Here is a 24,674-nt window from a genome sequence, read left to right as displayed (position 1 = left end):
TTTTGACTGTTTCAGGAAGCTTATTGGTCAATATTTGTTTCCGTCCGGGCTTTCAGAGTGCTCCAAATCGAAACAATCTCCTGTTGCAATGCCGGGACAGGTGCGACTCGTAAATCGGTCCCCCAAAGTTTTGGGATGTATTCGCGCTGGCTGATGGCTAGGATGTTTGTGGGAACATACTGGCATCGCTGCGAACGGGAGAGTTCATGGATTTGCGGCTGCTTCTACTTATGGTTATCGCCGGGATAGGTTTCGGCGTATTGGCAATTCATTTTCTGGGTGGAGGTGTAAAGCGCAGCATTCTTGCGAGTGACGAAATCGTCAAAGCGCGCTTTCATATCGACTATCCGGAAATCGCAATCAGTGAGATTTGTTATACGGAAGATCGTCGCACAGCGTTTTTCCCGTTGAGGGAGGCCGAAACGGGGATAGTTCACGGTGTTGGCGATCGGTTTCTTACGCGATGTGTGGCAGCATCAGATGTGCTTGCCCTTGAGGAGAAGGGTAGCGCCGAACTGATATTGCACATGAAGGATTTTACCTGGCCCAAGGCAAGGCTTCTTTTCAGCGATGCTGCAGATCGGCAAAGAGTGATAGACTGGCTTTCAGGCTCAGATGGGGAGAGGGGCCGAAATGGATAGCAATCCGGTATTCTTCGATGTGACGCGTGTTGCAATCCCGCTTTATGTGCTGGGAATTTTGATTGAACTGGTGGCAATCCGCTACTGGCAGCGCAAAGGCGAATTTGAAACGCGCGATGCTTTCACAAGTCTGCTGATGGGAGCAGGCAATGTCGCGGCGGGGCTGCTGCTCGGCTTCGTTTCAGTGACGGCGCTGCTTTGGGTTTGGCAGTTCCGCTTTTTCGATCTTGGGCTGCATTGGTGGGTGTTTGTAATAGCCTTCATCTTCGATGATCTGCGTTATTATTGGTATCACCGGATTGCGCATCGCGTTCGCTGGGTTTGGGCGGAGCACGTCAACCATCATTCCAGCCAGCATTATAACCTCACAACCGCCTTGCGGCAGTCGTGGACCGGCCAGATGACCGGCATGTTCGTGCTGCAGGTGCCGTTGGTTTTGCTCGGATTTCATCCGGCGGTGATTGCCTTCGTTTATGGCTTCAATCTGATTTATCAATTCTGGATTCACACCGAAGCCATCGACAAACTGCCGAAGCCTATCGAGCTTATCTTCAATACGCCTTCGCATCACCGTGTCCATCACGCGACCAATCCGCGTTATCTCGATGCCAATTATGCAGGCACGCTGATTATCTGGGATCGCATGTTCGGCACTTTTGTTGAAGAATTGCCCGAAGATATGCCGCGATACGGCATTGTGAAGAATGTCGGCACATTCAATCCTGTGCGCGTGGCGTTCCATGAATGGGTTGGCATGTTCAAAGACGTGTTCTCATCCGGTCTTAGTCTTCGTCAGCGGCTGATGTATATGATTGCGCCACCCGGCTGGAGCCATGATGGAAGCCGCAAAACCTCTGAAGATTTGAAGGCTGACTATGTGAGGCTAAACCCGTCGGAAGCGGGCAAAGCGGGATTGCCCGGAAATATTGAACGGTAATTCGATAGAAATTCGGACGGCAGCGGAGGCTTGATAGCCACAATTCAATACGTGAAAAGGCTTCACTATGAAGCCTTTTCAAAGGCTTACTGCACCTCCATAAAACTTGCATCCTCATCAGGACTAGCTAACTTACATCGCTGTAAGCTTCTGAAATAGTTAGAATAATTCTAAAACATTCCCATGGTAGTCAACTTCATTTGGCTTGCAGTGATGCGCGCGTAGATATAGAAAGATGACTAGAGCATCGGCTCAAAAAATCGGAATCGATTTTCGGAAAGCACGATGCGTGTGTTCAATAGTTTAGAGCGTCCTTTGTGCGCCCAAGAGGGAGCATGGCGCTCTAATAGACGAAGGCTTATGCCGGTTGTGAAGAGTGTCAATCAAGGGGCGGATTGATCACTCCGCCTTTTGGATGAAATCGAATGCTCGTACCATTTCTCATCATGTTCCGCGAAGGCGTGGAAGCTGCGCTAATCGTTGGCATTATCGCGAGCTATTTGCACCAGACCGGACGCAGCGCCTGGATGCCGGTTGTGTGGATTGGTGTCCTGCTGGCCTTGGCGATGTCTCTGGCAGTTGGCGCAATCCTCCAGCTCGTAAGCGCAGAATTCCCACAGAAGGCGCAGGAGCTTTTCGAGGCCATTATCGGGCTCATAGCTGTTTTCGTGCTGACTTCCATGGTTTTCTGGATGCGTAAGGCTGCCCGTTCCATCAAGGCGGAACTGCATCATTCGATTGATGCGGCATTTGAAACGCCTACGCATAAGGGCTTCGGCCTGATCCTGATGGTATTCTTTGCTGTGGCTCGTGAGGGGCTTGAGTCGGTCTTCTTCCTGCTCGCCGCATTCCAGCAGAGCGAGGGTGGCGCGGCGCCGCTTGGTGCATTGCTCGGTGTTCTGCTTGCCGCTCTGGTTGGTTACGGGATCTATCGTGGTGGCCTGAAACTCAATCTGCGCCGCTTCTTCCGCTGGACGGGTGTTTTCATCCTGATTATCGCAGCTGGCATTCTCGCAAATTCGGTGATGGCGCTGCATGAGGCTGGCATCTGGAACCACTTCCAGACGGTGGTGTTCGACACGAGCGAAATCCTGCCGCTCGACAGCACGCTTGGCTCGGTTCTGGCTGGTGTCTTCGGCTATATCGCGACGCCGACGATCAGCGAAGTGGTTGCCTATCTCGGCTTCCTCGTGCCTGCGCTCATTATTTTCCTGATGCCGTCTTCCGCACCTGCGCAGAGCGCAGCCGCGAAGCACACAGTTTAATCGAAGAGATTATCCATGACCAAGCCGCAAAGCCCAAAACCTGTTGCACCATTCTCCCGCAACCTTGTGCGAGCGGTTCTGGTGCTGGCCGTTCTGCTGGTGCTGGCGGCAGGCGCGGCTTTCTATTACGCCTCGCGCGTTTCAGATAAATCGCGCCATGCAGATGGTGATGGCAAAGTGCAGATCGTGGTCAATGCGAAAAGCTGCGATCCAAATGAACTGACGGTTCCGGCTGGGCGCACGGTTTTTGAAATCGTCAACAAGTCTGACCGCTCGGTTGAATGGGAAATTCTCGACGGCGTGATGGTTCTCGAAGAGCGCGAGAATATCGCACCAGGCTTCAAGCAGACACTATCCGCCAAGCTTTCGCCGGGCGAATATCAGATTACTTGCGGCCTTCTTTCCAATCCGCGAGGAAAGCTGATCGTGACGCCATCGGCAAGCAGCGAAGCCGAAAAGGGTAAGATGCCGCTAACCGCTTTCCTTGGTGCGTTGGCTGAATATCAGATTTATCTCGCTACCGAAGTCGCTGAGTTCCAGAAGGCTGTTGCAACGCTTTCGGATGCCGTTTCAAGCGGCAATATCGAAGCCGCACAGGCTGCTTATGCACCGGCGCGGGAAGCTTATGCCCGTATTGCTCCCGTTTCAGAAGCTTTCTCTGATCTTGATACAGCGATCAATGCACGCGCCGATTTCTTTGAAAAGCGTGAGCAGGACCCTGCATTTGGTGGTCTGCATCGCATTGAATATGGGCTGTTTGAACAGAAGTCGCTGGACGGCTTGCAGCCCGTCGCCACAAAGCTTGTTCAGGACGCGGCTGGTCTGAAGGATCGTATCCGCGCGTTGCGTATTTCGCCTGACCGGATGCTGGCAGGCACATCGTCAGCGCTCAACCGCTTTGCGTCTACCGCTGCTGACGCAGGTGACGATCGCTACGCACACACAGATTTGCAGGTATTTGCAGGCCTTGTTGAGGGCTCCGCAAAGACGGCGGACGTATTGCGTCCGATTGTTGTAAAAGTCGATCCCAAGGCATTTGAAGGGATTGATGCTCAGGTGTCTGCCGTGAAGGCGCTGCTAAGTGCTCAGAATGGCAAGGCATATGACACGCTTTCTGCTGACGAGAAGGCGAAGATCAAGGACGGCGCGACTGCTCTCGCCGACCAGTTTTCAAAACTCCGCGATCAACTTGGAGTGGATTAATGACCAAGAAATTTTTCAAAGACGATAGTTCTGAAACAGACAACCCAACGTCGCCAACGCGCCGCGCCCTTTTGCTCGGTGCCGGTGCCACAGGTGTCGCGAGCGTGCTTGCATCGCAGGCGGCTAACGCACGCGCCTCTAACAACGCGCTTTCATCGGAAAGCGTGACCAATGCCCCTGAAAGCGACAAGCTGCAGGAGAGCCAGCCATTTTATGGCGTGCATCAGCCCGGCATTGTGACGCCGCGCCCTGCCACTGGTCTCGTGGCCTCTTTCGATGTTCTGGCGCGGGATTGCGCGGGTCTCGAACGCATGTTCAGACTTTTGACAGAGCGCGCAGCCTTTCTCATGAAGGGTGGTGAGCCACCGGCGCTTGATCCCAAGTTTCCGCCATCCGATTCCGGCATTCTCGGGCCGACCGTAACCCCTGATAACCTGACGATCACCGTGGGGCTGGGTAGCTCGCTTTTTGATGATCGTTTTGGGCTCAAGCCGTTCAAGCCAAAGCAGTTGCAGCGCATGACGGGCTTTCCCAATGATGCATTGCAAAAAGATCTCTGTCATGGCGATCTGGTAATCCAGTTCTGCTCGAACACCGCAGACACGAATATTCATGCGCTGCGCGATATCATGAAGAACATGCCTGATCTTCTGATGGTCCGCTGGAAGCAGGAAGGTTCTGTGCCGGTGCAGCCGCCGCATTCACCGAAAGCCAAGGAAAGCGCACGCAACTTCCTCGGTTTCCGTGATGGTTCTGCCAATCCTGATGCCGCTGATAAAGCCTTGATGGACCGCATCGTCTGGATCCAGCCCGGCAAGGATGAGCCGGAATGGGCTTCTCACGGCAATTATATGGCCGTGCGTATCATCCGCAATTTTGTCGAGCGCTGGGATCGCACGCCGCTGCAGGAACAGCAGACAATTTTTGGCCGTCACAAGGATAGCGGTGCGCCATTCGATGGCAAAACCGAAGCTGATGTGCCCGACTATTCAAAAGATCCGGAAGGCAAGGTTACGCCGATGGATTCTCATATTCGGCTGGCCAATCCACGCGATGCCAATGCCGTACAACATCTGATTTTGCGTCGTCCGTTCAACTATTCCAATGGGGTCACGAAGTCCGGCCAGCTCGATATGGGGCTGCTGTTCATCGCTTATCAGGCCGATCTGGAAAAGGGCTTTATCACTGTTCAGAAGCGCCTCGATGGCGAGCCTCTGGAAGAGTATATCAAGCCAATCGGCGGCGGTTATTTCTTCACGCTACCCGGCGTGAAAAATCAAGATGACTTTTACGCAAGTGCTCTTTTGCAGGCGAGTGGGCCGCAGAATGCGCGTGGGTGAAGGTCTTATCACCACGGAGAGGTAAACATGAAATATCGTCTGCCATTGCTCGCGTCGGCTTGCGTCGTCGCCCTGTCTCTCAGCTTCGGTGCTGCAAAGGCCGAAGTGTCCCCACTCGATCTCGTTCAGCCAATTGCTGACTACAAGATTTACGTGCAGGAAAATCTCGATACGCTCGTGAAAGACACCAAGGCTTTCACCGATGCGATCAAGGCTGGCGAACTGGATAAGGCGAAAGAGCTTTATCCGTCTTCACGCGTTTCCTATGAAAAAATCGAGCCAATCGCAGAGCTTTTTGCGGATCTCGATGCTTCTATCGATAGCCGTGCTGACGATCACGAAGATGCGGAGAAGTCGGAAGACTTTACCGGATTCCATCGCCTCGAATACGGCCTGTTCGCACAGAATTCGACTGAAGGACTCGATAAATATGCTGACAAGCTCTACGCAGATGTTGTCGAGCTGCAGAAGCGTATCAAGGACATGACCTTCCCACCTGAAAAGGTTGTTGGTGGTGCAGCAGCACTTATGGAAGAAGTTGCAGCAACCAAGATTTCCGGTGAAGAAGATCGCTACAGCCACACGGATATCTGGGATTTTCAGGCTAATGTTGATGGCTCGCAGAAGATCGTCGAACTCTTCCGTCCGCTGATTGAAAAGGAAAATCCTGAGCTTCTGAAGAAGTCGGATGCCAATTTCAAAACCGTCAACGACATTCTTGTGAAATACAAGAAGGGCGATGGTTATGAATTATACGACAAGCTGACCGAGGAAGATCGCAAGGTCATGGCTGGTGCCATCACCACGCTGGCAGAAGATCTTTCGACACTGCGCGGTACGCTGGGCCTTAATTAAGGCATTTACAGCGGTTCCATTTAAGACTGAATCGTTGGAGCCGCTGTTTGATTTTACGCATTATCCGACGCATAACTGCTTCGCACTTTTGCTGGAAATGCTTTTAAGTTGCACTAAAAATGGCGGGCTTGGTCCGCCATTTTTATTTGTAATGTACGATACTTATAAAGAGATATTGCCCACTGCGATATCAAGCCATAGGCTGGGTTGTCTGGATTCATTGAGGAGAATTGTAAGTCATGACCAAGCTGTCCCGCGCAACGCTCAAGAGCTTCAACAAAGTTGATAAGCCTGGTTATGATCTGGAGGCGCTGACACCGGGAATTGTGCATTTTGGCGTGGGTAATTTCCATCGCGCGCATCAGGCCGTTTATCTCGATGACCTGTTTGGTCTGGGGCTCGATCACGATTGGGCTTTGGTCGGCGCAGGCGTGCGGGCCAGCGACGATGCCATGCGCGATACGCTGAAAGCTCAGGATTGGCTCACCACGGTGGTCGATCAGGAAGCAGAACATTCAGAAGCGCGTGTAACTGCTTCGATGGTCGATTACGTGACTATATCGACGGATGAGGGCCGGAAGGCCTTGATGACCTATCTTACATCGCCGGATATTCGCATCGTTTCGATGACGATCACTGAAGGCGGCTATTATATCGATCCGGCAAGCCAGCATTTTGATCCCGCGCATCCGGATATTGTCTATGACAGCGTTCATACCGACAAGCCGAATACCGTCTTCGGCCTCATCGTGCGGGCGCTGAAACTGCGCAAGCAAGCCGAAGTTGAGCCGTTCACGGTCATGTCCTGCGATAATATTCCCGGCAATGGTCATGTTACCGAAGATGCTATTGTTGGTCTTGCCAAACTCAGCGATCCGGAATTTGCTGACTGGATTGCGGCCAATGTGGCTTTCCCGAATTCAATGGTGGATCGCATCACACCGGCGACCGGTGCTCGCGAACGCGATATCGCGCTGCAGGAGTTTGAAGTTGAAGATGGCTGGCCGGTCTTCTGCGAAGGTTTCAAACAGTGGGTGGTCGAAGACAAGTTCCCGACCGGACGTCCACGACTGCATAAAGTAGGCGTGATCTTCTCCGATCAGGTCGATGCTTATGAGCTGATGAAAATCCGTATCCTCAACGGCGGACATGCGGCGATTGCCTATCCGGGTGGGCTTCTCGACATCCATTTCGTGCATGAAGCAATGGAAAATCCGTTGATCCGGCAATATCTGGAAAAACTCACAAAGGAAGAAATCATTCCTGAGGTGCCACCGGTTCCAAATACGGTTCTTGAAGACTATCGCCTGCTTATCGACAAGCGTTTTGCCAATCCAAAGATCGGCGATACGATCCGCCGCTTGTGTCTTGACGGGTCCAACCGTCAGCCAAAATTTATTCTGCCGACAGTTTCAGATCGCCTGGCCAAAGGTCATTCGGTCACGGGCCTTGCACTGGTATCTGCTCTCTGGTGCCGCTACTGCTATGGAACGACGGACAGCGGTGCGGTGATCGAACCCAATGATCCGTCATGGGATCGTCTGGCGAAGCAGGCTGTGCTTGCCAAGGACGAGCCGGCGCGCTGGCTCGAAATGACCGACATTTTCGGCGCATTAGCTACCAATCCTGCCTATATCGATGCCTTCTCGGCGGCGCTCAAGCGTATCTGGCAGGATGGTACTGCCAAAACGCTCGAACGCTATCTGGCAGATCAGCCGCTATAAAATCTATCCCGAAAAGCGGAACCATTTTTTCGGGATAAGCGTGAAGTGAACAGTTACAATGCGCCCGGATAAACTCTGACCGGGCGGTTGTCTTTTACAGACTCCATCACCACAAAAGTTGACGTGCTTGCCACATTGGGCAGGCTCGAGATTTTCTCGCCCAGCACCTCGCGGTAACGCCGGATGTTGGGCGTACGCACTTTCAGCAGATAGTCGAACGAGCTTGCAATCATGTGGCATTCTTCGACTTCGCGTATCTTTCGCACCGCAACATTAAAGGCGGTGAGGGCCGCTTCGCGCGTGTCGGATAATTTCACGGTCGTAAAAGCGATATGATCAAGGCCAAGCTTTTCGGGATCAATCGCCGCGCGAAAGCCGATAATATAGCCTTCATCGACCAATCTTTTGACGCGTGCCTGACACGGCGTCTTGGAAAGGCCGACTTTTTTTGACAACTCCGTCATGGCAATGCGACCATCATCGCTCAGCACTTCAAGAATGCGACGATCGAACTGATCCAGATCGTCTACAGAGTCTATCTTTCGCATTCAAACTGCCTCTTGAAGTCGCTTTAATAAGATCGATTTGCCTTTATATGGATCAAATGAAGACAGAATGCAATTTGCGTCGATGATAGTGTGCGACCACATATAGCGCATCCCGAAAAGTGTGAAACGGTTTTCGGGATGCGCTTTAAAACAAAGAATGAGAGCGCCGATCTGATATAATCAGATCGAAATGCGCTCGGAAGCATAGTTGAATTGGGCTTAAGCCTGTTTTTGCGAGCATTGCACCATGACTGATAAAGTATCCGCTCACACCACTCCTGTTTTCCAGAGCTTCGCGCCGCCAATCCGCGAGAAGACACCTCTGCGCAAGGCGATCACCGATGCCTATCGTCGGCCAGAAGCTGAATGCGTGACCGCACTGGTTCAGCAGGCGACCCTACCTGAAGAAACGACTAAGCAGATCAGAGCGACCGCTCGCAAGCTGATCGAAGCCCTGCGTGCCAAGCACAAGGGAACGGGCGTTGAAGGTCTGGTGCATGAATATTCGCTGTCGAGCCAGGAAGGCGTGGCGCTGATGTGCCTTGCCGAAGCTCTGCTGCGTATTCCGGATATGGCAACGCGTGATGCGCTGATCCGCGACAAGATTTCCAATGGCGATTGGAAGTCGCATGTCGGCGGTGGTCGTTCGCTGTTCGTCAATGCTGCAACCTGGGGTCTTGTTGTCACCGGCAAACTCACCAACACCGTCAATGACAGCGGTCTTTCGGCAGCGCTTACTCGCCTGATCGCCCGTTGTGGTGAGCCGGTCATCCGCCGTGGCGTGGATATGGCCATGCGCATGATGGGTGAGCAGTTCGTCACCGGCGAAACTATCGATGAAGCACTGAAGCGCGCAAAATCGCTTGAAGAACGCGGATTCCGTTATTCCTACGACATGCTCGGTGAAGCTGCCACGACTGCTGCCGACGCAGAACGTTATTACAAGGACTACGAGACTGCGATCCACGCGATTGGTCGCGCTTCCGCCGGCCGCGGCATTTATGATGGTCCGGGCATTTCGATCAAGCTTTCGGCGCTGCATCCGCGTTATGTTCGCGCTCAGAGCGAACGCGTCATGGGCGAACTTCTGCCAAAGGTGAAGGCGCTCGCAGCCCTTTCCAAGAAGTACAATATCGGCCTCAACATCGATGCTGAAGAAGCAGACCGTCTGGAGCTTTCGCTCGACCTTCTGCAGAGCTTGATTGAAGATCCTGATCTGGCTGATTGGGAAGGCATCGGCTTCGTGGTGCAGGCCTATGGCAAGCGCTGCCCGTTTGTGCTTGATTTCATTATCGATCTTGCTCGCCGCAACAATCGTCGCGTCATGGTTCGTCTCGTCAAGGGCGCTTACTGGGATGCCGAAATCAAGCGCGCGCAGGTTGATGGTCTTGAAGATTTCCCGGTCTACACCCGCAAGGTTCATACCGACGTTTCCTACATTGCTTGCGCCCGCAAATTGCTTGGCGCCCGCGATGTGATCTTCCCGCAGTTTGCAACGCATAATGCGCAGACACTTGCCACGATCTATCATCTGGCAGGCCCGGACTTCAAAACCGGCTCTTATGAATTCCAGTGCCTGCATGGCATGGGCGAGCCGCTTTATGACGAAGTTGTCGGTGCATCGAAGCTAGGTCGTCCAGCTCGCATTTATGCGCCGGTTGGTACGCATGAAACGCTGCTGGCCTATCTGGTGCGTCGTCTGCTCGAAAACGGTGCGAACTCGTCTTTCGTCAATCGCATTGGCGACAAGAGCGTGTCGGTTGATGAACTGATTGCCGATCCTGCGGAAGTCGTTCGTTCGATGGCCGTTGTCGGTGCGCGTCACGACCAGATCAACCTGCCGGAAGGCCTTTATGGCATTCGCAAAAACTCAGCAGGTTTCGACCTTTCCAATGAAGAGCAGCTGGCAGAACTGAGCGAAACGCTCAAGTCCAATGCTACACGCGCCTGGACTGCGGAACCGCAGATTGCTGGCGCCAAGGTTAAGGGTGAAAGCCGCCCGGTTCTGAACCCCGGCGATCATTCTGATGTCGTGGGTACGGTCACGGAAATCGCCGCCGACGATGTTGCGCAAGCAATGAAGGCGGCTGAAAAGGCTGTTGCAAGCTGGTCTCAGGTTTCGCCTGCTGATCGTGCAGCCTGCCTTGATCGCGCTGCCGATATCATGCAGCGTGAAATGGCAGAACTGCTTGGCCTCATCATGCGTGAAGCTGGCAAGTCCATGCCAAACGCTATTGCAGAAGTACGCGAAGCCATCGACTTCCTGCGCTATTATGCCGAACAGACCCGCCGCACGTTGGGCGTTGCGCACAAGCCGCTTGGTCCGATCGTCTGTATCAGCCCGTGGAACTTCCCGCTGGCGATCTTCACCGGCCAGATTGCAGCAGCCCTTGTTGCAGGCAATCCGGTTCTGGCAAAGCCTGCTGAAGAAACCCCGCTCATCGCAGCACAGGGCGTGCGTATTCTGCATGAAGCTGGCATTCCTGCCGATGCATTGCAGCTTCTGCCGGGCGATGGCCGTATTGGTGCAGCTCTTGTCGCAGCACAAGAAACCTGTGGTGTGATGTTCACCGGCTCGACCGAAGTTGCACGTCTTATTCAGGCACAGCTTGCGTCGCGTTTGCTGCCAAATGGCAAGCCGATCCCGCTGATTGCTGAAACCGGCGGCCAGAACGCCATGATCGTGGATTCGTCCGCTCTTGCCGAGCAGGTCGTGTTCGACGTGATCGGTTCGGCTTTTGACAGTGCCGGTCAGCGTTGTTCGGCTCTGCGCGTTCTTTGCCTGCAGGAAGATGTTGCTGACCGCATTCTGACCATGCTCAAGGGCGCGCTCAAGGAACTGTCGATTGGCCGCACAGACAAGCTGAAAGTTGATATTGGCGCCGTAATTACTGCTGAAGCCAAGGACATCATCGAAAAGCACGTTCAGACGATGCGCGATATGGGTCGTAAGGTGGAGCAGCTTCCGCTTGGGCCTGAAACAGGGAAGGGCACCTTCGTTGCTCCAACCATCGTTGAAATCGACAGTCTGCGCGATCTGAAGCGTGAAGTGTTTGGTCCGGTTCTGCATGTTGTGCGCTACAAGCGTAACGACATGGACCGCCTGATTGATGACATTAACGCAACCGGCTATGGCCTGACTTTCGGCCTGCATACGCGTCTTGATGAAACTATCGCTCACGTTGCTGATCGCATCCGCGTTGGCAACGTCTATATCAATCGCAACGTTATCGGTGCGATTGTGGGCGTCCAGCCTTTCGGTGGCCGTGGTCTGTCCGGCACGGGCCCGAAGGCTGGCGGTCCGCTCTATCTCGGTCGCCTCGTTGAAACAGCGCCAATTCCGCCGCGTATGGCTTCGGTTCACACCGATGCCGCGCTCAACGATTTCGCAAAGTGGCTTGGCAATCGCGGCATGAACGAACTGGCACAGGCCGCTCGTGAAACCGGCAGTGCTTCTGCACTTGGTTTGAATATCGAGCTTCCGGGTCCGGTTGGTGAACGCAACCTCTATGCGCTTCATGCGCGTGGTCGCATTCTTCTGGTTCCACAGACTGAAACGGGTCTCTATCGTCAGCTGACAGCGGCACTCGCCACTGGCAACGAAGCGGTAATCGACGAGGCTTCAGGCTTGCGCATTGTTCTGAAGGACTTGCCTTCAAGCGTCGCTGCTCGTGTTGTCTGGACAAAGGACTGGCAGGCCGATGCGCCTTTCGCTGGCGCGCTTGTTGAAGGAGAGGGCGAACGCCTGACCGACATCAACAAGAAGCTGGCAGCTCTTCCAGGCCCGCTCGTGCTGACACAGGCAGCAACTTCGGCGCAGCTTGCCGAGAGCGCTGATTGTTATTGCCTGAGCTGGTTGCTTGAAGAGGTTTCGACCTCCATCAACACAACGGCTGCAGGCGGCAATGCCAGCCTGATGGCAATCGGCTGATTGGCCTTTAGGGTGCCGATCTGAATGAAACAGGTCGGCGCTCTAACCGTTTTTATTTGAAGTTTAGTCTTATCGACCTCGTTTCAAACCGGTCGGATTAAGCTCTAAATCAGTTAGAAAGAGGCGATCTTCGGGTCGCCTTTTTTGTTTTTGTGCATTATTGCAAGGCTGTGCAGAAACAGAATTATTAGACCGTTTCCAGAATTTTCAGAATGAAATTTACAAAAGCAGATTGACACATAAGCTTAAAAGGCAAAGACTGTGCACAGGCTTGCAAAAAGCCGCAGCGTGGAGGCGCTGCATAACAAGTGGAGGTAGAGCGCGATGGGCTTTCAGCCGATCAAACCTTGCTCTAAAGGGAGGAATAATGATGCGTTGGGCACTCACAGCCGCGGCACTTGCCGCTGGCGTTTCATCATTTGCGGTTTCGGCACAGGCTTCTGGTAATCTCAATCTCATTTGTTCGGCGGATGTGGTGATCTGCGAGCAGATGAAGAACAATTTCGAAAAAGAAACCGATATCAAGGTCAATATGGTGCGCCTGTCTTCTGGCGAAACCTATGCCAAGGTTCGCGCCGAAGCGCGCAATCCGAAGACCGATATCTGGTGGGCCGGTACAGGCGATCCGCATTTGCAAGCTGCTTCCGAAGGCCTGACGCTCGAATATAAATCGCCAATGCTCGACCAGTTGCAGGATTGGGCAAAAAAGCAGGCAGAAAGCTCGGAGTTCCGCACTGTGGGCGTCTATGCCGGTGCGCTCGGATGGGGCTATAACACCGATATTTTCAAGAAGAAAAACCTGAAGGAACCAGCCTGCTGGGCCGATCTGCTCGATCCGTCCTATAAGGGCGAAATTCAGATGGCTAATCCGAATTCTTCCGGCACAGCCTATACGGCGCTGGCAACGCTTATCCAGTTGATGGGCGAGGAGAAGGCGTTTGAATATCTGGCAAAGCTGAATGCAAATGTGGCCCAATACACCAAGTCGGGCTCGGCACCTGTAAAGTCAGCTGCGCGTGGTGAAAACGGCATCGGTATTGTGTTCATGCATGATGCGGTTGCGATGACTGCCGAAGGCTTCCCGATTAAGTCCATCGCGCCTTGCGAAGGCACCGGCTATGAAATCGGCTCCATGTCGATCATCAAGGGCGCGCGCAATCTCGAAAACGCCAAGAAATGGTATGACTGGGCGCTGACAGCAGAAGTTCAGTCGAAGATGAAGGATGCAAAATCCTTCCAGCTGCCATCCAACAAGAACGCCGAAGTGCCGAAAGAGTCGCCACGCTTTGAGGATATCAAGCTGATCGACTACGACTTCAAGACCTATGGCGAACCGACCAAGCGCAAGGAAATCCTTGAACGCTGGGACAAGGAAATCGGCGCAAAGGCGAATTAAACCTTAACCGCCCCTGCGGTTAGCAATCCATTTTCGTTATCGACCCTCCCGCCGTTATCAGGCGGGAGACGGATAATTGCGTCCACTTTGCCCGCCATGAGCAAAAAATGAGCAGAAAAGCGGATAGGTATGAAACAACACAATCGACGGCTTGATCTGGTTCTGGCGCTGGCTTTGGTCGCGTTCCTGATCCTGCCCTGGTATCGCATCGAGCAAGGCTTCTTCCGGTTCAGCTGGCTTGAAGGGTTTTTCAGTCAGGCCGAAAACGGTCCCGGTATTCTGCAAATATTCGCTTATGGCCGACCATGGCTGGCTGTTGTCGCGGTACTGATGCTCATTTGCGGCTTCGCACGCTTTGCGATGACGCCGGAAAAACGAACATCCGTTCTGATCGGCGCTAGCCTTCTGGGCGCAGGCTTCCTTTCGCTGCAAGGACTGGCAATCGGTTTCACCGGCTGGAACTGGATGGTAAGCGAAACCCTCTTCGGTCAGCTTGCCGACGGACAACCGGCCTTCGGTGCAGGTGCCGTCCTGACAGGCCTTTGTTTTTTGCTGATCTTTTCCTTCGGGCTTGCCGAACGCGGAGTAATGAAAGGAGATGCCTTTGTCGTTTCCTCGATTACGCTGCTTGTCGCTCTCGTCAGTGTCTTTGTTTTCTATCCGATCTTCAGCATGTTTGCCGGTTCGGTTCAGGATTTTGACGGTTCATTCAAGCCAGATGGCTTTATCGGCAATATTCAGGATTCTTCGATCTGGAGCCTTGCCTGTGTGATCGGCGAGGGGCGTTGTGGTGTTGCATGGCGCACGCTCTGGCTGGCGCTGATGACGGCAACCGGCTCGACAGTGCTTGGGCTTTCCTTCGCACTCGTTGCAACCCGCACAGGCTTTCCGTTCAAGAAAGGCTTGCGCATTCTCACAGTGCTGCCGATCATCACGCCTCCCTTCGTGATTGGTCTGGCGCTGACATTGCTGTTTGGCCGCGCTGGCGTTGTGACAGAACAGATTTCCAATCTCTTCGGCGTTGAACCGGGCCGTTGGCTTTATGGTCTTACGGGCATCTGGATCGCGCAGGTGCTATCCTTCACACCGATCACTTTTCTGGTGCTAATCGGTGTGGTCGAAGGTGTTTCGCCTTCCATGGAAGAAGCATCGCAAACTCTGCGTGCCGACCGCTGGCGGACGTTCAACCGTGTTTCATTGCCGCTTATGGCGCCGGGGCTGGCCAATGCATTCCTGATTGCTTTCATCGAAAGCATGGCTGATTTCGGCAATCCGATGGTGCTTGGCGGTAGTCATGGTGTGCTTTCGACGGAGATATTCTTTGCCGTTGTGGGAGCGCAAAACGATCCGTCGCGTGCGGCCGTTCTGGCGATTGTGCTGCTCTGCTTCACGCTTTCAGCCTTCCTCATCCAGCGTCTTTGGCTGTCCGGCAAAAACTTTGCAACCGTCACTGGCAAGGGTGATTCCGGCATTCATGCTGGCCTGCCAAAAGGATTGAAGATCGGCGTGTACGCCCTTGTTATTCCTTGGATGGTCTTCACTGTTGTCGTCTATGTCATGATCCTGATTGGCGGGTTCGTGCGCACATGGGGTCTCGATAATTCGCTGACACTTGACCATTATCGCCGCGCTTTCTCGGTGGCATGGACGGATAGCGGCTTTGCATGGACGGGCGTTGCCTGGAACTCGTTCTGGACGACAATGGAAATATCACTGATCTCGGCACCGCTCACTGCTGCAGTCGGATTGCTCACCGCGTATCTGATCGTGCGGCAGCGCTTCTTCGGACGCAACGTGTTTGAGTTTGCCCTGATGTTGAGCTTCGCCATTCCGGGTACCGTTATTGGTGTCAGCTATATCATGGCATTTAACCTGCCACCGCTTGAAATGACCGGCACGGCGCTGATCCTGATTGCCTGCTTCGTGTTCCGCAATATGCCGGTCGGCGTGCGCGGCGGTATCGCCGCCATGAGCCAGCTCGACAAAAGCCTTGATGAAGCATCGCTCACGCTGCGTGCAGGCAGTTTCCGCACGATCCGCAAGGTGATCCTGCCGCTTCTGCGACCGGCGATTACTGCGGCTTTGGTCTATTCGTTCGTGCGTGCGATCACATCGATCAGTGCTGTAATCTTCCTTGTTTCGGCGGAATACAACATGGCGACCTCTTATATCGTCGGCCTCGTCGAAAATGGCGAATTCGGTGTGGCGATTGCCTATTCGTCGGCACTCATTCTGGTGATGGTGGTTGTGATTGTCACCTTCCAGCTTCTTGTCGGCGAGCGCCGGTTGCGGCGTGAAAACCGCGTTGCCACGCTCACGCCGATCAAAACCGTTCAACAGGAGAAAGCCGTATGACCACGATCCGTCCCGGCTCCGTTACCTTTCAAAACGTCACCAAGAAGTTCGGCAATTTCACCGCTCTGCCCGATCTGTCACTGACAGTGGAACCCGGCACGCTTGTTACGCTGCTTGGTCCTTCGGGTTGCGGCAAAACCACGACCCTTCGCCTTTTGGCGGGGCTGGAACATCCGACATCGGGCCGCATTCTGATCGGTGGCAAGGATGTGACCATGCTGCCCGCCAATGAGCGCGATGTGTCCATGGTGTTTCAGTCCTATGCGCTGTTTCCACATATGAGTTCGCTCGACAACGTTGCTTATGGGCTCGAATCTTCCGGATTAAAGAAGAAGGAAGCGCGTGAGCGGGCGGAGGAAGGGCTGAAGCTTGTTGGCCTTGCCGGTATGGGGCATCGCCTTCCGGCCGAGCTTTCAGGTGGGCAGCAACAGCGTGTGGCCGTGGCCCGCGCACTTGTGCTGGAACCACAGGTACTGCTGCTTGATGAGCCGCTTTCCAATCTTGATGCGCGTCTGCGCCGCCGTGTGAGAACGGAAATCAGAGAACTTCAGCAAAGGCTTGGTTTTACTGCAGTATATGTCACCCACGATCAGGACGAAGCTTTGGCTGTGTCCGATACAATTATTGTCATGAAAGACGGCGATATAGCGCAGCAAGGTAGTCCGCGTGACCTTTATGAGTCTCCCGCATCTGCCTTCATTGCAGACTTCATGGGTGAGGCCAATGTCGTGCCCTGTGAAGTCGTCAGCGCAGAAAATGGAGAAGCTGTCATTCGTATCGGGAAGCTCAGTCATCGACTGGCATCATCACATGCAAGGCTAGGACCAGCGCAGCTGGCGGTGCGCCCAAATGCGGTGAGCCTGCAAGCCCAGAGTGGCGGAGACTTTCCGGGACGCGTGGCCCATTCCGCCTATCTCGGTGATCATATCGAATATGAAATTGAGACTGAACACGGCAAGCTTTTCATTGTCGATCCGGCTGTGGAAGAAGCGCTTCCGCCACAAACGGATGTGGCTATCCATTTCAAGCCGCGCGGCCTTGCCATCATCAACAATTGAGCGCATGAACCATGCGCCTTTATTCCCTCTGACTGGAAACCAAGCATGACATCAGACATTTCAAAAGAGCTTGAAGCACGGTTTAAGCTTGCGCAGGACATTGCGCGCGAGGCTGGTGTGCTGGCACTCGATTATTTCAATCGCCGCGAGACGCTTGTGATTGAAATCAAGCGCGATCCGCAGGATGTGGTTTCCATTGCTGACCGCAATGTCGAACAGCTGATCAATGAGCGCGTATCGGCGGCTTTCAGCGACGATGGCTTTCTGGGTGAAGAATATGGACTGAATGCGGGCAGATCAGGCTACACATGGGTGGTTGATCCCATCGATGGCACCAGCCCTTTTGTCAATGGAATGCCGAACTGGTGCGTTTCGATTGCCGTGCTGAAAGATGGCGAGCCGGTGATCGGTGTTATTCAGGCGCCATGTTTTGATGAGCTTTACGCATCCGCCAAGGGGCAGGGTGCAACGCTTAATGGCAAAAAGCTTGTGCTTGATGAAACGCGCACAATTCGCAACTCGGTGACGGGCATTGGTGCCAATAATTACGTAACCCCGCAGGTGGTTGCAAAGATTGTTGAAGATTTGCTTGAAGCAGGCGGCACATTCATTCGCAATGGCTCTGGCGCGCTGATGATTGCCTATGTGGCAGCAGGGCGTCTGGTGGGCTATTACGAGCCATATATGCACGCTTGGGATTGCATGGCAGGTTTTTGCCTGGTCCGCGAAGCAGGCGGCTATACGCACCCATTTCCAACGGAAGGCGAGCAACTGACCAAGGGTAGCAAGGTTTTCGTTGCTGCACCCGGTGCGGTGGACGATTTGAAAAAAGTGGCAAAACTCTAAGAAAAAAGCCCCGGAAATCCGGGGCTTTCTTTTTATGCTGATGGATTATCGCGCTTATAAATCCAGTCGTGATCAGGATGGTTTTTAAATCGCCATTTGCGGATCGGTCCGGCCATGACGTTGAGATAATACATCTCATAACCATAGGGCGCGCCGCATGGGTGATGTCCCTTTGGCACCAGAACGACATCGCCGTCAGAAACGGCCATGGATTCATCGAGGCTGCCATCTTCGGTAAAGACCCGCTGAATACCATAGCCCTGCGATGGGTTTAGGCGATGATAATAGGTTTCTTCCAGATAGGTCATATCCGGGAAGTTATCTTCATCATGCCGGTGTGGCGGGTAGGATGACCAGTTGCCCTGTGGCGTGAAAACTTCTGTCACCAGCAAACTATCGGCGACATCGCGGCCTTCCATGGCAATGTTGAAGATGTTGCGGGTATTCGCACCTTGTCCACGTGTATCGAATGTCAGCCCTTCCGGTCCGAGTTTTTGTGCCTTGCGGCCCGGTTTGCCAGGTGCTGTGCAGACAGCAAGCACGCAATCAGTTGTTGCCACCGCATCCCAGTCGCTCTCAGCAGGCACATAGAGGCAATGCGGAGCGAGTTTTTCAAACACGCTCATTCGTTCGCCCATTTCGCCGAAATCTTCTCCAGAGGCTTTGAACTTTGCCTTGCCTTCGACCAGCACCAGAATGACTTCCCGGTCGCCGGTTTTCTCGGTTGCGGTTTCACCTGCTTTCAGACGATAGAGGCCAAAGCCAACATAGCCCCAATTGGCGCTTTCCGGCGTGATGTCGTGCACCTTGCCATGCTTGCCGCTCGGTTTGCGTAACAGATTGGCCATAGCTCAGTCTCCTTTGTCTAACCCTGCTTCGCGCGCAAATGCTTTGAGCGATTTCAGCCCCAGCGACTGATATTCAAATGGATTGCGCACATCAGGGTCCTGTTCGGCTTCAATCACCAGCCAGCCCTGATAGCCATGCTGGGCTGCGACTGTAAGCACCGGTACAAAATCGACACCGCCTTCATGATCGCCGGGAACCGTGAATACGCCGCGGCGCACACCTTCCAGAAAGGAGAGGCTCTGGTCGCGTACCTGTGCCGCAATCGCTGGGCGCACATTTTTGGCATGGATATGGCGAACACGCCCCATATGGTTCTTTGCAACGCGTTCAGGATCACCGCCGCCAAACAGACAATGACCTGTATCAAGCAGCAATTTAGCATGTGGGCCGGTATGTTTCATCAGAAGGTCGATCTCGTCTTCGCTCTGAACAATCGTGCCCATGTGATGGTGATAGACGAGTGCAATACCCTGCGCGCTCGCATATTCGGCAAGTGCTTCAACGCCTGCACCAAACTCTGCCCAGCGTGCTTCTTCCAGCACCGGGCGTTCGGATAAAGACTTGCCATCGTCGCCGTGAATGGCGTTCGACGTTTCGCAAACGATGATGACCTTGCATCCCATGGCGTTCAGAAGATCAAGTGCTGGCTGCATTGCAGCCTTCTCATCCTCAACGGAATTGGTAAGAAGGTTCAGCGAATGCCAACCGGAAACGTAGCGGAGATTGCGTGGTTCGAGTACTGCTTTAAGTTCCGCTGCAACTTGCGGAAATTTATGGCCTTTTTCGATTCCATCGAAGCCGATTTTTGAAGTCTCATCAAGGCATTGATCAAGGCTTATATGCGCGCCAAGGCTGCGATCATCATCGTTCGACCAGGCAATCGGGTTGGTGCCATAGAGGATCATCGGTCAGTTTCTTTCTTTGATCTGAGCTTCATAATTTTCACGCGCGGCGCGTACTTGGTCGCGGTCCGAGACTTCCGGCACAGCCACGTCCCACCACCAGCCGCCGGTTTCAGGCGTCGGGTAAGGATCGGTATCGATTACGATAACTGTGGTGCGCGGGCTGTTGCGCGCTTCTGCCAGCGCATCTTCAAGTTCGCGGATAGAACCGACTTTCCTACTGTCGGCACCCATCGCACCTGCATGGGCTGCGAAGTCGATATTAGATGCATTCACATGGGTTGTGTGGTCGAGCAGATTGTTGAACTCGGCACCGCCGGTCGCCATTTGCAATCGGTTGATGCAGCCATAACCGCGATTGTCGGTAAGCACGACTGTGATCTTGATGCCCATCATCACAGAGGTCGCAAGCTCCGAATTGGCCATCATATAGGAGCCATCACCGATCATCACGATCACGTCGCGATCCGGTTCAGCCATCTTGATGCCAAGTCCGCCTGCAATCTCATAGCCCATGCAGGAGAAGCCATACTCCATGTGATAGGACATCGGGCGACCGGCTTTCCAGAGCTGGTGCAATTCACCCGGCATGGTGCCAGCCGCGCACATGACGACGGTATTTTCTTTCGACTGGCGCTGGACCGCGCCGATCACCTGCATGTCTGTGGGAAGCTGGTTGGCATCACCGGGAGTAGCTGTGAAACGGTCTGCTGCTTCAAACCAGCGTGCTTTAAGCGTGGTGTCGAGTGCGCTGCGTTTATAGTCTTTTAGGCCATTTGAGAGCATTTTTAGCGCAATTTTTGCATCTGCAACGAGTGAAATCGCGGCATTCTTGTGGCTATCATATGGCTGAACATTGACCAAGAGCAGCTTTCGTCCCGGATGTTTGAACAATGCCCACGAGCCGGTGGTGAAATCCTGAAAACGTGTTCCCACCCCAATGACCAGATCAGCGCTTGCTGCAACTGCGTTTGCACTGTCTGCACCAGTAACGCCGACCGGACCGAAATTGAGCGCATGATCCCACGGCAAAGCCGATTTGCCTGCCTGTGTTTCGATAACCGGAATGTTGTGGGTTTTCGCAAAGCTTTTCAGCGCTTCATGGGCGCCTGAATAATGTACGCCGCCGCCCGCAACGATAACCGGGGTCTTGGCAGCTTTGATCGCTGCAATTGCCGTTGCCAGCTCATGTTCATCGGCTGGCGGTCGCCGCCAATGCCAGACCTTTGGCGCGAAGAACTCCTCTGGCCAGTCATAGGCTTCGGCCTGCACATCCTGACAGAAAGACAGCGTTACGGGTCCGCAATCCGCAGGATCGGTCATTGTGCGGAAGGCGCGCGGTAGAGCAGTGAGAAGCTGCTCGGGGCGGGTGATGCGATCAAAATAGCGGCTTACGGGCCGGAAACAGTCATTGACGGTCATGGTACCGTCGTTGAAATCCTCAATCTGCTGCAATACTGGATCGGGACCGCGATTGGCGAAGACATCGCCGGGAATGAACAGGACCGGCAGTCGATTCACATGGGCGAGTGCCGCCGCTGTGACCATATTGGTTGCGCCGGGGCCGATGGAGGACGTGACAGCGCAAGCGCGTTTGCGACCGAGTTGCTTGGTATAGGCGATGGCCGCATGAGCCATGGTTTGCTCATTATGGCCGCGCCAGGTCACGAGCTTGTCGCGGATGCCATGCAGCGCCTCTCCAAGCCCAGCCACATTGCCATGGCCAAAAATCGCCCAGACACCAGCAATAAAGGGTTCACCTTCGGATGTCATCTGATTGGCAATATAGCGCACAAGAGCCTGTGCCGCTGTCAGTCGAACGGTCTTCATTTTTCCTCCCAGCGGAAATCCGCTTTCTCGCAATTTCAGATTCAGGCCTCCACCTGTTTCCGAGATGCGTTTATTTCTGTCGCAGCCTATCCCAAAGATCACAGAAACCGCGATAGCGTTTTGCCATCTCTGCAATGGCTTCTGCATCGCTTATCTTGTTCGCAAGCCACTGGCGCGCAACATCGCCCAGAATGGTTCGACCAATGGCAAAGCCTTTCACCAGATCAAAATCGGCAGCAACTTTCAGGCTTGCTTCCAGCTCTTCTGCAGGCGCATCAAGCCCCAGAACAACAATGCCACGCGTATGAGGATCATTGCGGGTGATCGCCTCACAAGCATTGCGCCATGCTTCTGTGGTCTTCAGTGGCTCAAGCTTCCACCAGTCTGGATAGACACCAATCTCATAGAAGCGCTCAATGACTTTTGCCGTGCTCATATCATCGACGGGGGCGACCTTTGATGGAATGATTTCCAGCAGAAACTCCAGACGATTACGCCGGGCAGCAGTGAAAAGCCTCTTTACGGTGGCTTCCTGCTGCGCCTTCACGTCGTCGCTGTCGTCAGGGTGGTAGAAGCAAAGAAGCTTCACAACATTTTCGACGGGCCATTCCACAAGGCCACCGCAATCAGGGCCGAGTTCTGGTTCAAGCTCCAGGGGACGTGACCCCGGCCATTCCGTCGGGCGTCCGATCCACAGGCCGCTGCCAGCCGCGCGGTGGAGTGCATCGCGGCCAAGTCGTCCATCGCATAGGATGCCATAGCCGTTTTCACCGCCCGAAACCTCTAATGCAGCTTTCAAGCATAGTTCCTTGAATTCACCGATCTTTTCATCTGTGGCACCAGTTTCCTGCGCCATTTCTTCCAACTGGATACGGTGGTCAAAAGCGAAGACCCGCATATGCGGCCAGTCGCCATTGCGGTTGGTTGACCAATGCACCTGTTCAAGCGCCTGATCCTTGCGCAATGCCTTGTCGCGAATGCCGGCCTTGAAGAAATACTGCAGCTCTTCCCAGCTTGGATAGGCGGGTGTGCAACCATGACGTGACACGGCAAAGGCACCGCAGGCATTGGCGAACTTCAGGCTGGTCGGCCAATCTTCCCCCTTGAGCCATCCGCGCAAAAGGCCAGACATGAATCCATCGCCCGCGCCAAGCACATTGAAAACTTCAATCGGAAATCCTTGTCCTGATTGCCCCTTGTCGAGATGGTCAGGAATGTCGCCTTCCAAAACCACAGCACCCATCGGCCCACGTTTGCAGACCAGTGCTGCCTTGGTAACTTTGCGGACGGCTTTGAGCGCCTCAAGCGTATCGGTTGAGCCGCCAGCGATATGAAACTCTTCTTCTGTGCCGACAATGAGATCGAAGAGATGGAGCGTTGATTGCAGCTTCTTGGTTACGGCAAGGGATTCGATGAAACGGTTCTCGCCATCACCATGGCCTGAAAGCCCCCAGAGATTGGGGCGGTAATCAATGTCGAGCACGGTTCGGCTGTTGTTTTCGCGCGCAAGCCTAAGCGCCTTGAGGACGGCTGCTTCAGTGCGCGGATGCGAAAGATGCGTGCCAGTGGCGAGCACACATTCGGCCTCCGCGATGAAGTCGGGATCAATATCATCTTCGCAAAGCGCCATGTCGGCGCAGTTCTCACGATAGAAGATCAGCGGGAAATGTTCCTGATCCCGGATGCCGAGGATGACAAGTGCTGTCAGACGCTGCGGATCGGTGACAACGCCGCGTGTATCCACGCCTTCACGCGCAAGCTCGCGCAGCAGAAAGCGCCCCATATGCTCGTCGCCAACGCGGGTTATGAGAGCAGATTTGAGACCAAGTCTTGCGGTGCCGGTTGCTATATTTGTGGGGGAGCCGCCAACATATTTGTTGAAGGACGACATATCCTCGAGAAGACCGCCGACCTGTGCGCCGTAAAGATCTACCGAAGATCGGCCAATCGTAATCAAATCCAGCCGCTTCATCCTATTCCTCCCTCGGCGCATGCGTCTTTTTTAGCTTGGGAAGGCTGTGTGTGACTCACATTACGCAGCAGCCATTCTATTTCTGATTAAAATGGATTTATTATTCCATTTCAACCGAAAAATAGAATGCTGTATCATTTTACGATTGACGTTCCGTACCGACGGCAACGGCGAGGGTAATAGCAAGGCAGAGTGTGGCCGAAAGCGACCGGAATGCGCCGAAGTCCACTTCGGAAACAAGCAGCGATTGCTGAGCAAACTTGCTCATTGGGCTGACAATGGTGTCGGTAATCGCAACAACATCGATGCCGCGCTCGCTCGCATTTTCCGCCATTGCTATGGTTTCAGGCGAGTATGGCGAAAAGGAAATGGCAAGGAGCACATCGCCTTTGCGAATGGCGTGCTGGTTCTCCAATTTTCCGACAGTGCTGTGAAGCATCGCTGGAACCTGCATCTTTTCAAGAGCATAGGCCAGATAGCTCGCAACCGGAAATGCGCGCCGAACGCCAATGATGTGAATGGTTTCTGCCGTTGCCAGCAGCTTGACGGCTTTCTCAAGTGCTTCCGGCTCGATGGTCTTCAACAGGCTTTCAAGTGAAGTGCGGCCTGCCTCGGCAAACTCTGCCAGAAGGGCCGGGGCGCTTCCTGCCGCCGTTTCACGCAAATGTTCAAGCCGCGTGGAATAATCAGGCCAACCGCCAGCATAGGAGTCGCGAAAAAGTTTCTGCATTTCCGAAAAGCCGGAAAAGCCCAATATCTGACAAAAGCGCATGAAGGCCGAACTTTGAACGCCTGCGCCTTCTGCCATTTCCGCGACCGTCGAAACAGCGATACGGTCCTGATTGGCAGCAACAAAATCGGCGCATTGTTTGAGACGTTTTGGCAATCGGTCTGCGATTTCGAGCAGTCTCGCCTCAAATTCTTTCACATTCGTTGGGGCTGGCACACTGGCGGGAGTATCGGCTTGTGCTGCAACAGCTTGTTCGGTGTCCATTACCATCCTTTCAGAAACGGTCTCTTGA

General features: G+C 53.9%; 18 protein-coding genes. 12 read left to right on the top strand and 6 right to left on the bottom strand.

Annotation, left to right across the window (positions count from 1 at the left end; genetic code table 11):
• Window positions 1-206 precede the first annotated feature (206 nt).
• The 7 genes from RT142_RS07205 (at window position 207) to RT142_RS07175 (ending at window position 7,965) form a co-directional block, all read left to right on the top strand.
• Window positions 207-641: a hypothetical protein gene (locus tag RT142_RS07205; protein WP_231195469.1), complete on the top strand. Its 435-nt coding sequence runs from the start codon at window positions 207-209 to the stop codon at window positions 639-641.
• Complete coding sequence (locus tag RT142_RS07200; protein ID WP_079213741.1) at window positions 634-1,578, top strand: sterol desaturase family protein; 945 nt, start codon at window positions 634-636, stop codon at window positions 1,576-1,578. The genes RT142_RS07205 and RT142_RS07200 overlap by 8 nt, the downstream gene beginning before the upstream one ends.
• A 425-nt stretch (window positions 1,579-2,003) precedes the next feature.
• Window positions 2,004-2,843 carry an iron uptake transporter permease EfeU gene (gene efeU, locus RT142_RS07195; protein ID WP_313028123.1) on the top strand — a complete coding sequence of 280 codons (840 nt, stop codon included), beginning with the start codon at window positions 2,004-2,006 and terminating at the stop codon, window positions 2,841-2,843.
• Window positions 2,844-2,858: 15 nt separating this feature from the next.
• Window positions 2,859-4,046 (top strand): iron uptake system protein EfeO, encoded by a 1,188-nt coding sequence (gene efeO / locus RT142_RS07190; RefSeq protein ID WP_200635917.1) that lies wholly within the window; start codon window positions 2,859-2,861, stop codon window positions 4,044-4,046.
• Complete coding sequence (gene efeB / locus RT142_RS07185) at window positions 4,046-5,386, top strand: iron uptake transporter deferrochelatase/peroxidase subunit (protein ID WP_313028121.1); 1,341 nt, start codon at window positions 4,046-4,048, stop codon at window positions 5,384-5,386. Before efeO (RT142_RS07190) ends, efeB begins: the two co-directional genes overlap by 1 nt.
• A gap of 27 nt (window positions 5,387-5,413) precedes the next feature.
• Window positions 5,414-6,241, top strand: coding sequence for an iron uptake system protein EfeO (gene efeO / locus RT142_RS07180; protein ID WP_007879525.1), 828 nt, complete (start codon window positions 5,414-5,416; stop codon window positions 6,239-6,241).
• Window positions 6,242-6,480: 239 nt separating this feature from the next.
• A complete protein-coding gene (locus RT142_RS07175; protein ID WP_313028119.1) occupies window positions 6,481-7,965 on the top strand; it encodes a mannitol dehydrogenase family protein in 1,485 nt (494 codons plus the stop codon).
• 53 nt (window positions 7,966-8,018) lie between these two features.
• Here the strand turns inward: RT142_RS07175 and RT142_RS07170 are convergent, their stop codons facing one another.
• Entirely contained in the window at window positions 8,019-8,513 is a 495-nt protein-coding gene (locus RT142_RS07170; RefSeq protein ID WP_007879523.1) for an Lrp/AsnC family transcriptional regulator, read from the bottom strand.
• Between the two features lie 247 nt (window positions 8,514-8,760).
• On the opposite strand from RT142_RS07170, the gene putA reads away from it, so the two are divergent.
• From putA to RT142_RS07145, 5 genes are all read left to right on the top strand, one after another.
• A complete protein-coding gene (putA, locus tag RT142_RS07165) occupies window positions 8,761-12,444 on the top strand; it encodes a trifunctional transcriptional regulator/proline dehydrogenase/L-glutamate gamma-semialdehyde dehydrogenase (protein ID WP_313028117.1) in 3,684 nt (1,227 codons plus the stop codon).
• Window positions 12,445-12,814: 370 nt separating this feature from the next.
• A complete protein-coding gene (locus RT142_RS07160; RefSeq protein ID WP_007879521.1) occupies window positions 12,815-13,840 on the top strand; it encodes an ABC transporter substrate-binding protein in 1,026 nt (341 codons plus the stop codon).
• Window positions 13,841-13,969: 129 nt separating this feature from the next.
• Complete coding sequence (locus tag RT142_RS07155) at window positions 13,970-16,195, top strand: iron ABC transporter permease (RefSeq protein WP_313028115.1); 2,226 nt, start codon at window positions 13,970-13,972, stop codon at window positions 16,193-16,195.
• Window positions 16,192-17,253 carry an ABC transporter ATP-binding protein gene (locus tag RT142_RS07150; RefSeq protein ID WP_007879519.1) on the top strand — a complete coding sequence of 354 codons (1,062 nt, stop codon included), beginning with the start codon at window positions 16,192-16,194 and terminating at the stop codon, window positions 17,251-17,253. Before RT142_RS07155 ends, RT142_RS07150 begins: the two co-directional genes overlap by 4 nt.
• A gap of 45 nt (window positions 17,254-17,298) precedes the next feature.
• Window positions 17,299-18,099 (top strand): inositol monophosphatase family protein, encoded by an 801-nt coding sequence (locus RT142_RS07145; RefSeq protein ID WP_313028113.1) that lies wholly within the window; start codon window positions 17,299-17,301, stop codon window positions 18,097-18,099.
• Between the two features lie 32 nt (window positions 18,100-18,131).
• On the opposite strand, the gene iolB is transcribed toward RT142_RS07145, so the two are convergent.
• From iolB to RT142_RS07120, 5 genes are all read right to left on the bottom strand, one after another.
• The gene (gene iolB, locus RT142_RS07140; RefSeq protein WP_313028111.1) at window positions 18,132-18,947 is read right to left on the bottom strand and encodes a 5-deoxy-glucuronate isomerase; all 816 of its coding nucleotides are present in this window, start codon (window positions 18,945-18,947) and stop codon (window positions 18,132-18,134) included.
• Window positions 18,948-18,950: 3 nt separating this feature from the next.
• Window positions 18,951-19,853, bottom strand: coding sequence for a myo-inosose-2 dehydratase (iolE, locus tag RT142_RS07135; protein ID WP_151562947.1), 903 nt, complete (start codon window positions 19,851-19,853; stop codon window positions 18,951-18,953).
• Between the two features lie 3 nt (window positions 19,854-19,856).
• Window positions 19,857-21,680, bottom strand: a complete 1,824-nt coding sequence (iolD, locus tag RT142_RS07130; RefSeq protein WP_313028109.1) for a 3D-(3,5/4)-trihydroxycyclohexane-1,2-dione acylhydrolase (decyclizing) — start codon at window positions 21,678-21,680, stop codon at window positions 19,857-19,859.
• A 70-nt stretch (window positions 21,681-21,750) separates the two neighbouring features.
• A complete protein-coding gene (iolC, locus tag RT142_RS07125) occupies window positions 21,751-23,652 on the bottom strand; it encodes a bifunctional 5-dehydro-2-deoxygluconokinase/5-dehydro-2-deoxyphosphogluconate aldolase (protein WP_313028107.1) in 1,902 nt (633 codons plus the stop codon).
• A 139-nt stretch (window positions 23,653-23,791) separates the two neighbouring features.
• Complete coding sequence (locus tag RT142_RS07120) at window positions 23,792-24,646, bottom strand: MurR/RpiR family transcriptional regulator (protein WP_313028105.1); 855 nt, start codon at window positions 24,644-24,646, stop codon at window positions 23,792-23,794.
• Window positions 24,647-24,674 lie beyond the last annotated feature (28 nt).

Source organism: Brucella sp. (assembly GCF_032066345.1).
In the GTDB taxonomy this organism is placed as follows: Bacteria; Pseudomonadota; Alphaproteobacteria; order Rhizobiales; family Rhizobiaceae; genus Brucella; species Brucella pseudogrignonensis.
Note: the sequence above shows the minus strand (reverse complement) of the source record. Positions and strands in the feature narration are given on the sequence as shown.

What these genes read in the sequence shown, in the direction of transcription:
- RT142_RS07205 (WP_231195469.1), top strand. Translation starts at nt 207, where the DNA reads ATGGATTTGCGGCTGCTTCTACTTATGGTTATCGCCGGGATAGGTTTC.
- RT142_RS07200 (WP_079213741.1), top strand. Translation starts at nt 634, where the DNA reads ATGGATAGCAATCCGGTATTCTTCGATGTGACGCGTGTTGCAATCCCG.
- efeU (WP_313028123.1), top strand. Translation starts at nt 2,004, where the DNA reads ATGCTCGTACCATTTCTCATCATGTTCCGCGAAGGCGTGGAAGCTGCG.
- efeO (WP_200635917.1), top strand. Translation starts at nt 2,859, where the DNA reads ATGACCAAGCCGCAAAGCCCAAAACCTGTTGCACCATTCTCCCGCAAC.
- efeB (WP_313028121.1), top strand. Translation starts at nt 4,046, where the DNA reads ATGACCAAGAAATTTTTCAAAGACGATAGTTCTGAAACAGACAACCCA.
- efeO (WP_007879525.1), top strand. Translation starts at nt 5,414, where the DNA reads ATGAAATATCGTCTGCCATTGCTCGCGTCGGCTTGCGTCGTCGCCCTG.
- RT142_RS07175 (WP_313028119.1), top strand. Translation starts at nt 6,481, where the DNA reads ATGACCAAGCTGTCCCGCGCAACGCTCAAGAGCTTCAACAAAGTTGAT.
- RT142_RS07170 (WP_007879523.1), bottom strand. Translation starts at nt 8,513, where the DNA reads ATGCGAAAGATAGACTCTGTAGACGATCTGGATCAGTTCGATCGTCGC.
- putA (WP_313028117.1), top strand. Translation starts at nt 8,761, where the DNA reads ATGACTGATAAAGTATCCGCTCACACCACTCCTGTTTTCCAGAGCTTC.
- RT142_RS07160 (WP_007879521.1), top strand. Translation starts at nt 12,815, where the DNA reads ATGCGTTGGGCACTCACAGCCGCGGCACTTGCCGCTGGCGTTTCATCA.
- RT142_RS07155 (WP_313028115.1), top strand. Translation starts at nt 13,970, where the DNA reads ATGAAACAACACAATCGACGGCTTGATCTGGTTCTGGCGCTGGCTTTG.
- RT142_RS07150 (WP_007879519.1), top strand. Translation starts at nt 16,192, where the DNA reads ATGACCACGATCCGTCCCGGCTCCGTTACCTTTCAAAACGTCACCAAG.
- RT142_RS07145 (WP_313028113.1), top strand. Translation starts at nt 17,299, where the DNA reads ATGACATCAGACATTTCAAAAGAGCTTGAAGCACGGTTTAAGCTTGCG.
- iolB (WP_313028111.1), bottom strand. Translation starts at nt 18,947, where the DNA reads ATGGCCAATCTGTTACGCAAACCGAGCGGCAAGCATGGCAAGGTGCAC.
- iolE (WP_151562947.1), bottom strand. Translation starts at nt 19,853, where the DNA reads ATGATCCTCTATGGCACCAACCCGATTGCCTGGTCGAACGATGATGAT.
- iolD (WP_313028109.1), bottom strand. Translation starts at nt 21,680, where the DNA reads ATGAAGACCGTTCGACTGACAGCGGCACAGGCTCTTGTGCGCTATATT.
- iolC (WP_313028107.1), bottom strand. Translation starts at nt 23,652, where the DNA reads ATGAAGCGGCTGGATTTGATTACGATTGGCCGATCTTCGGTAGATCTT.
- RT142_RS07120 (WP_313028105.1), bottom strand. Translation starts at nt 24,646, where the DNA reads ATGGACACCGAACAAGCTGTTGCAGCACAAGCCGATACTCCCGCCAGT.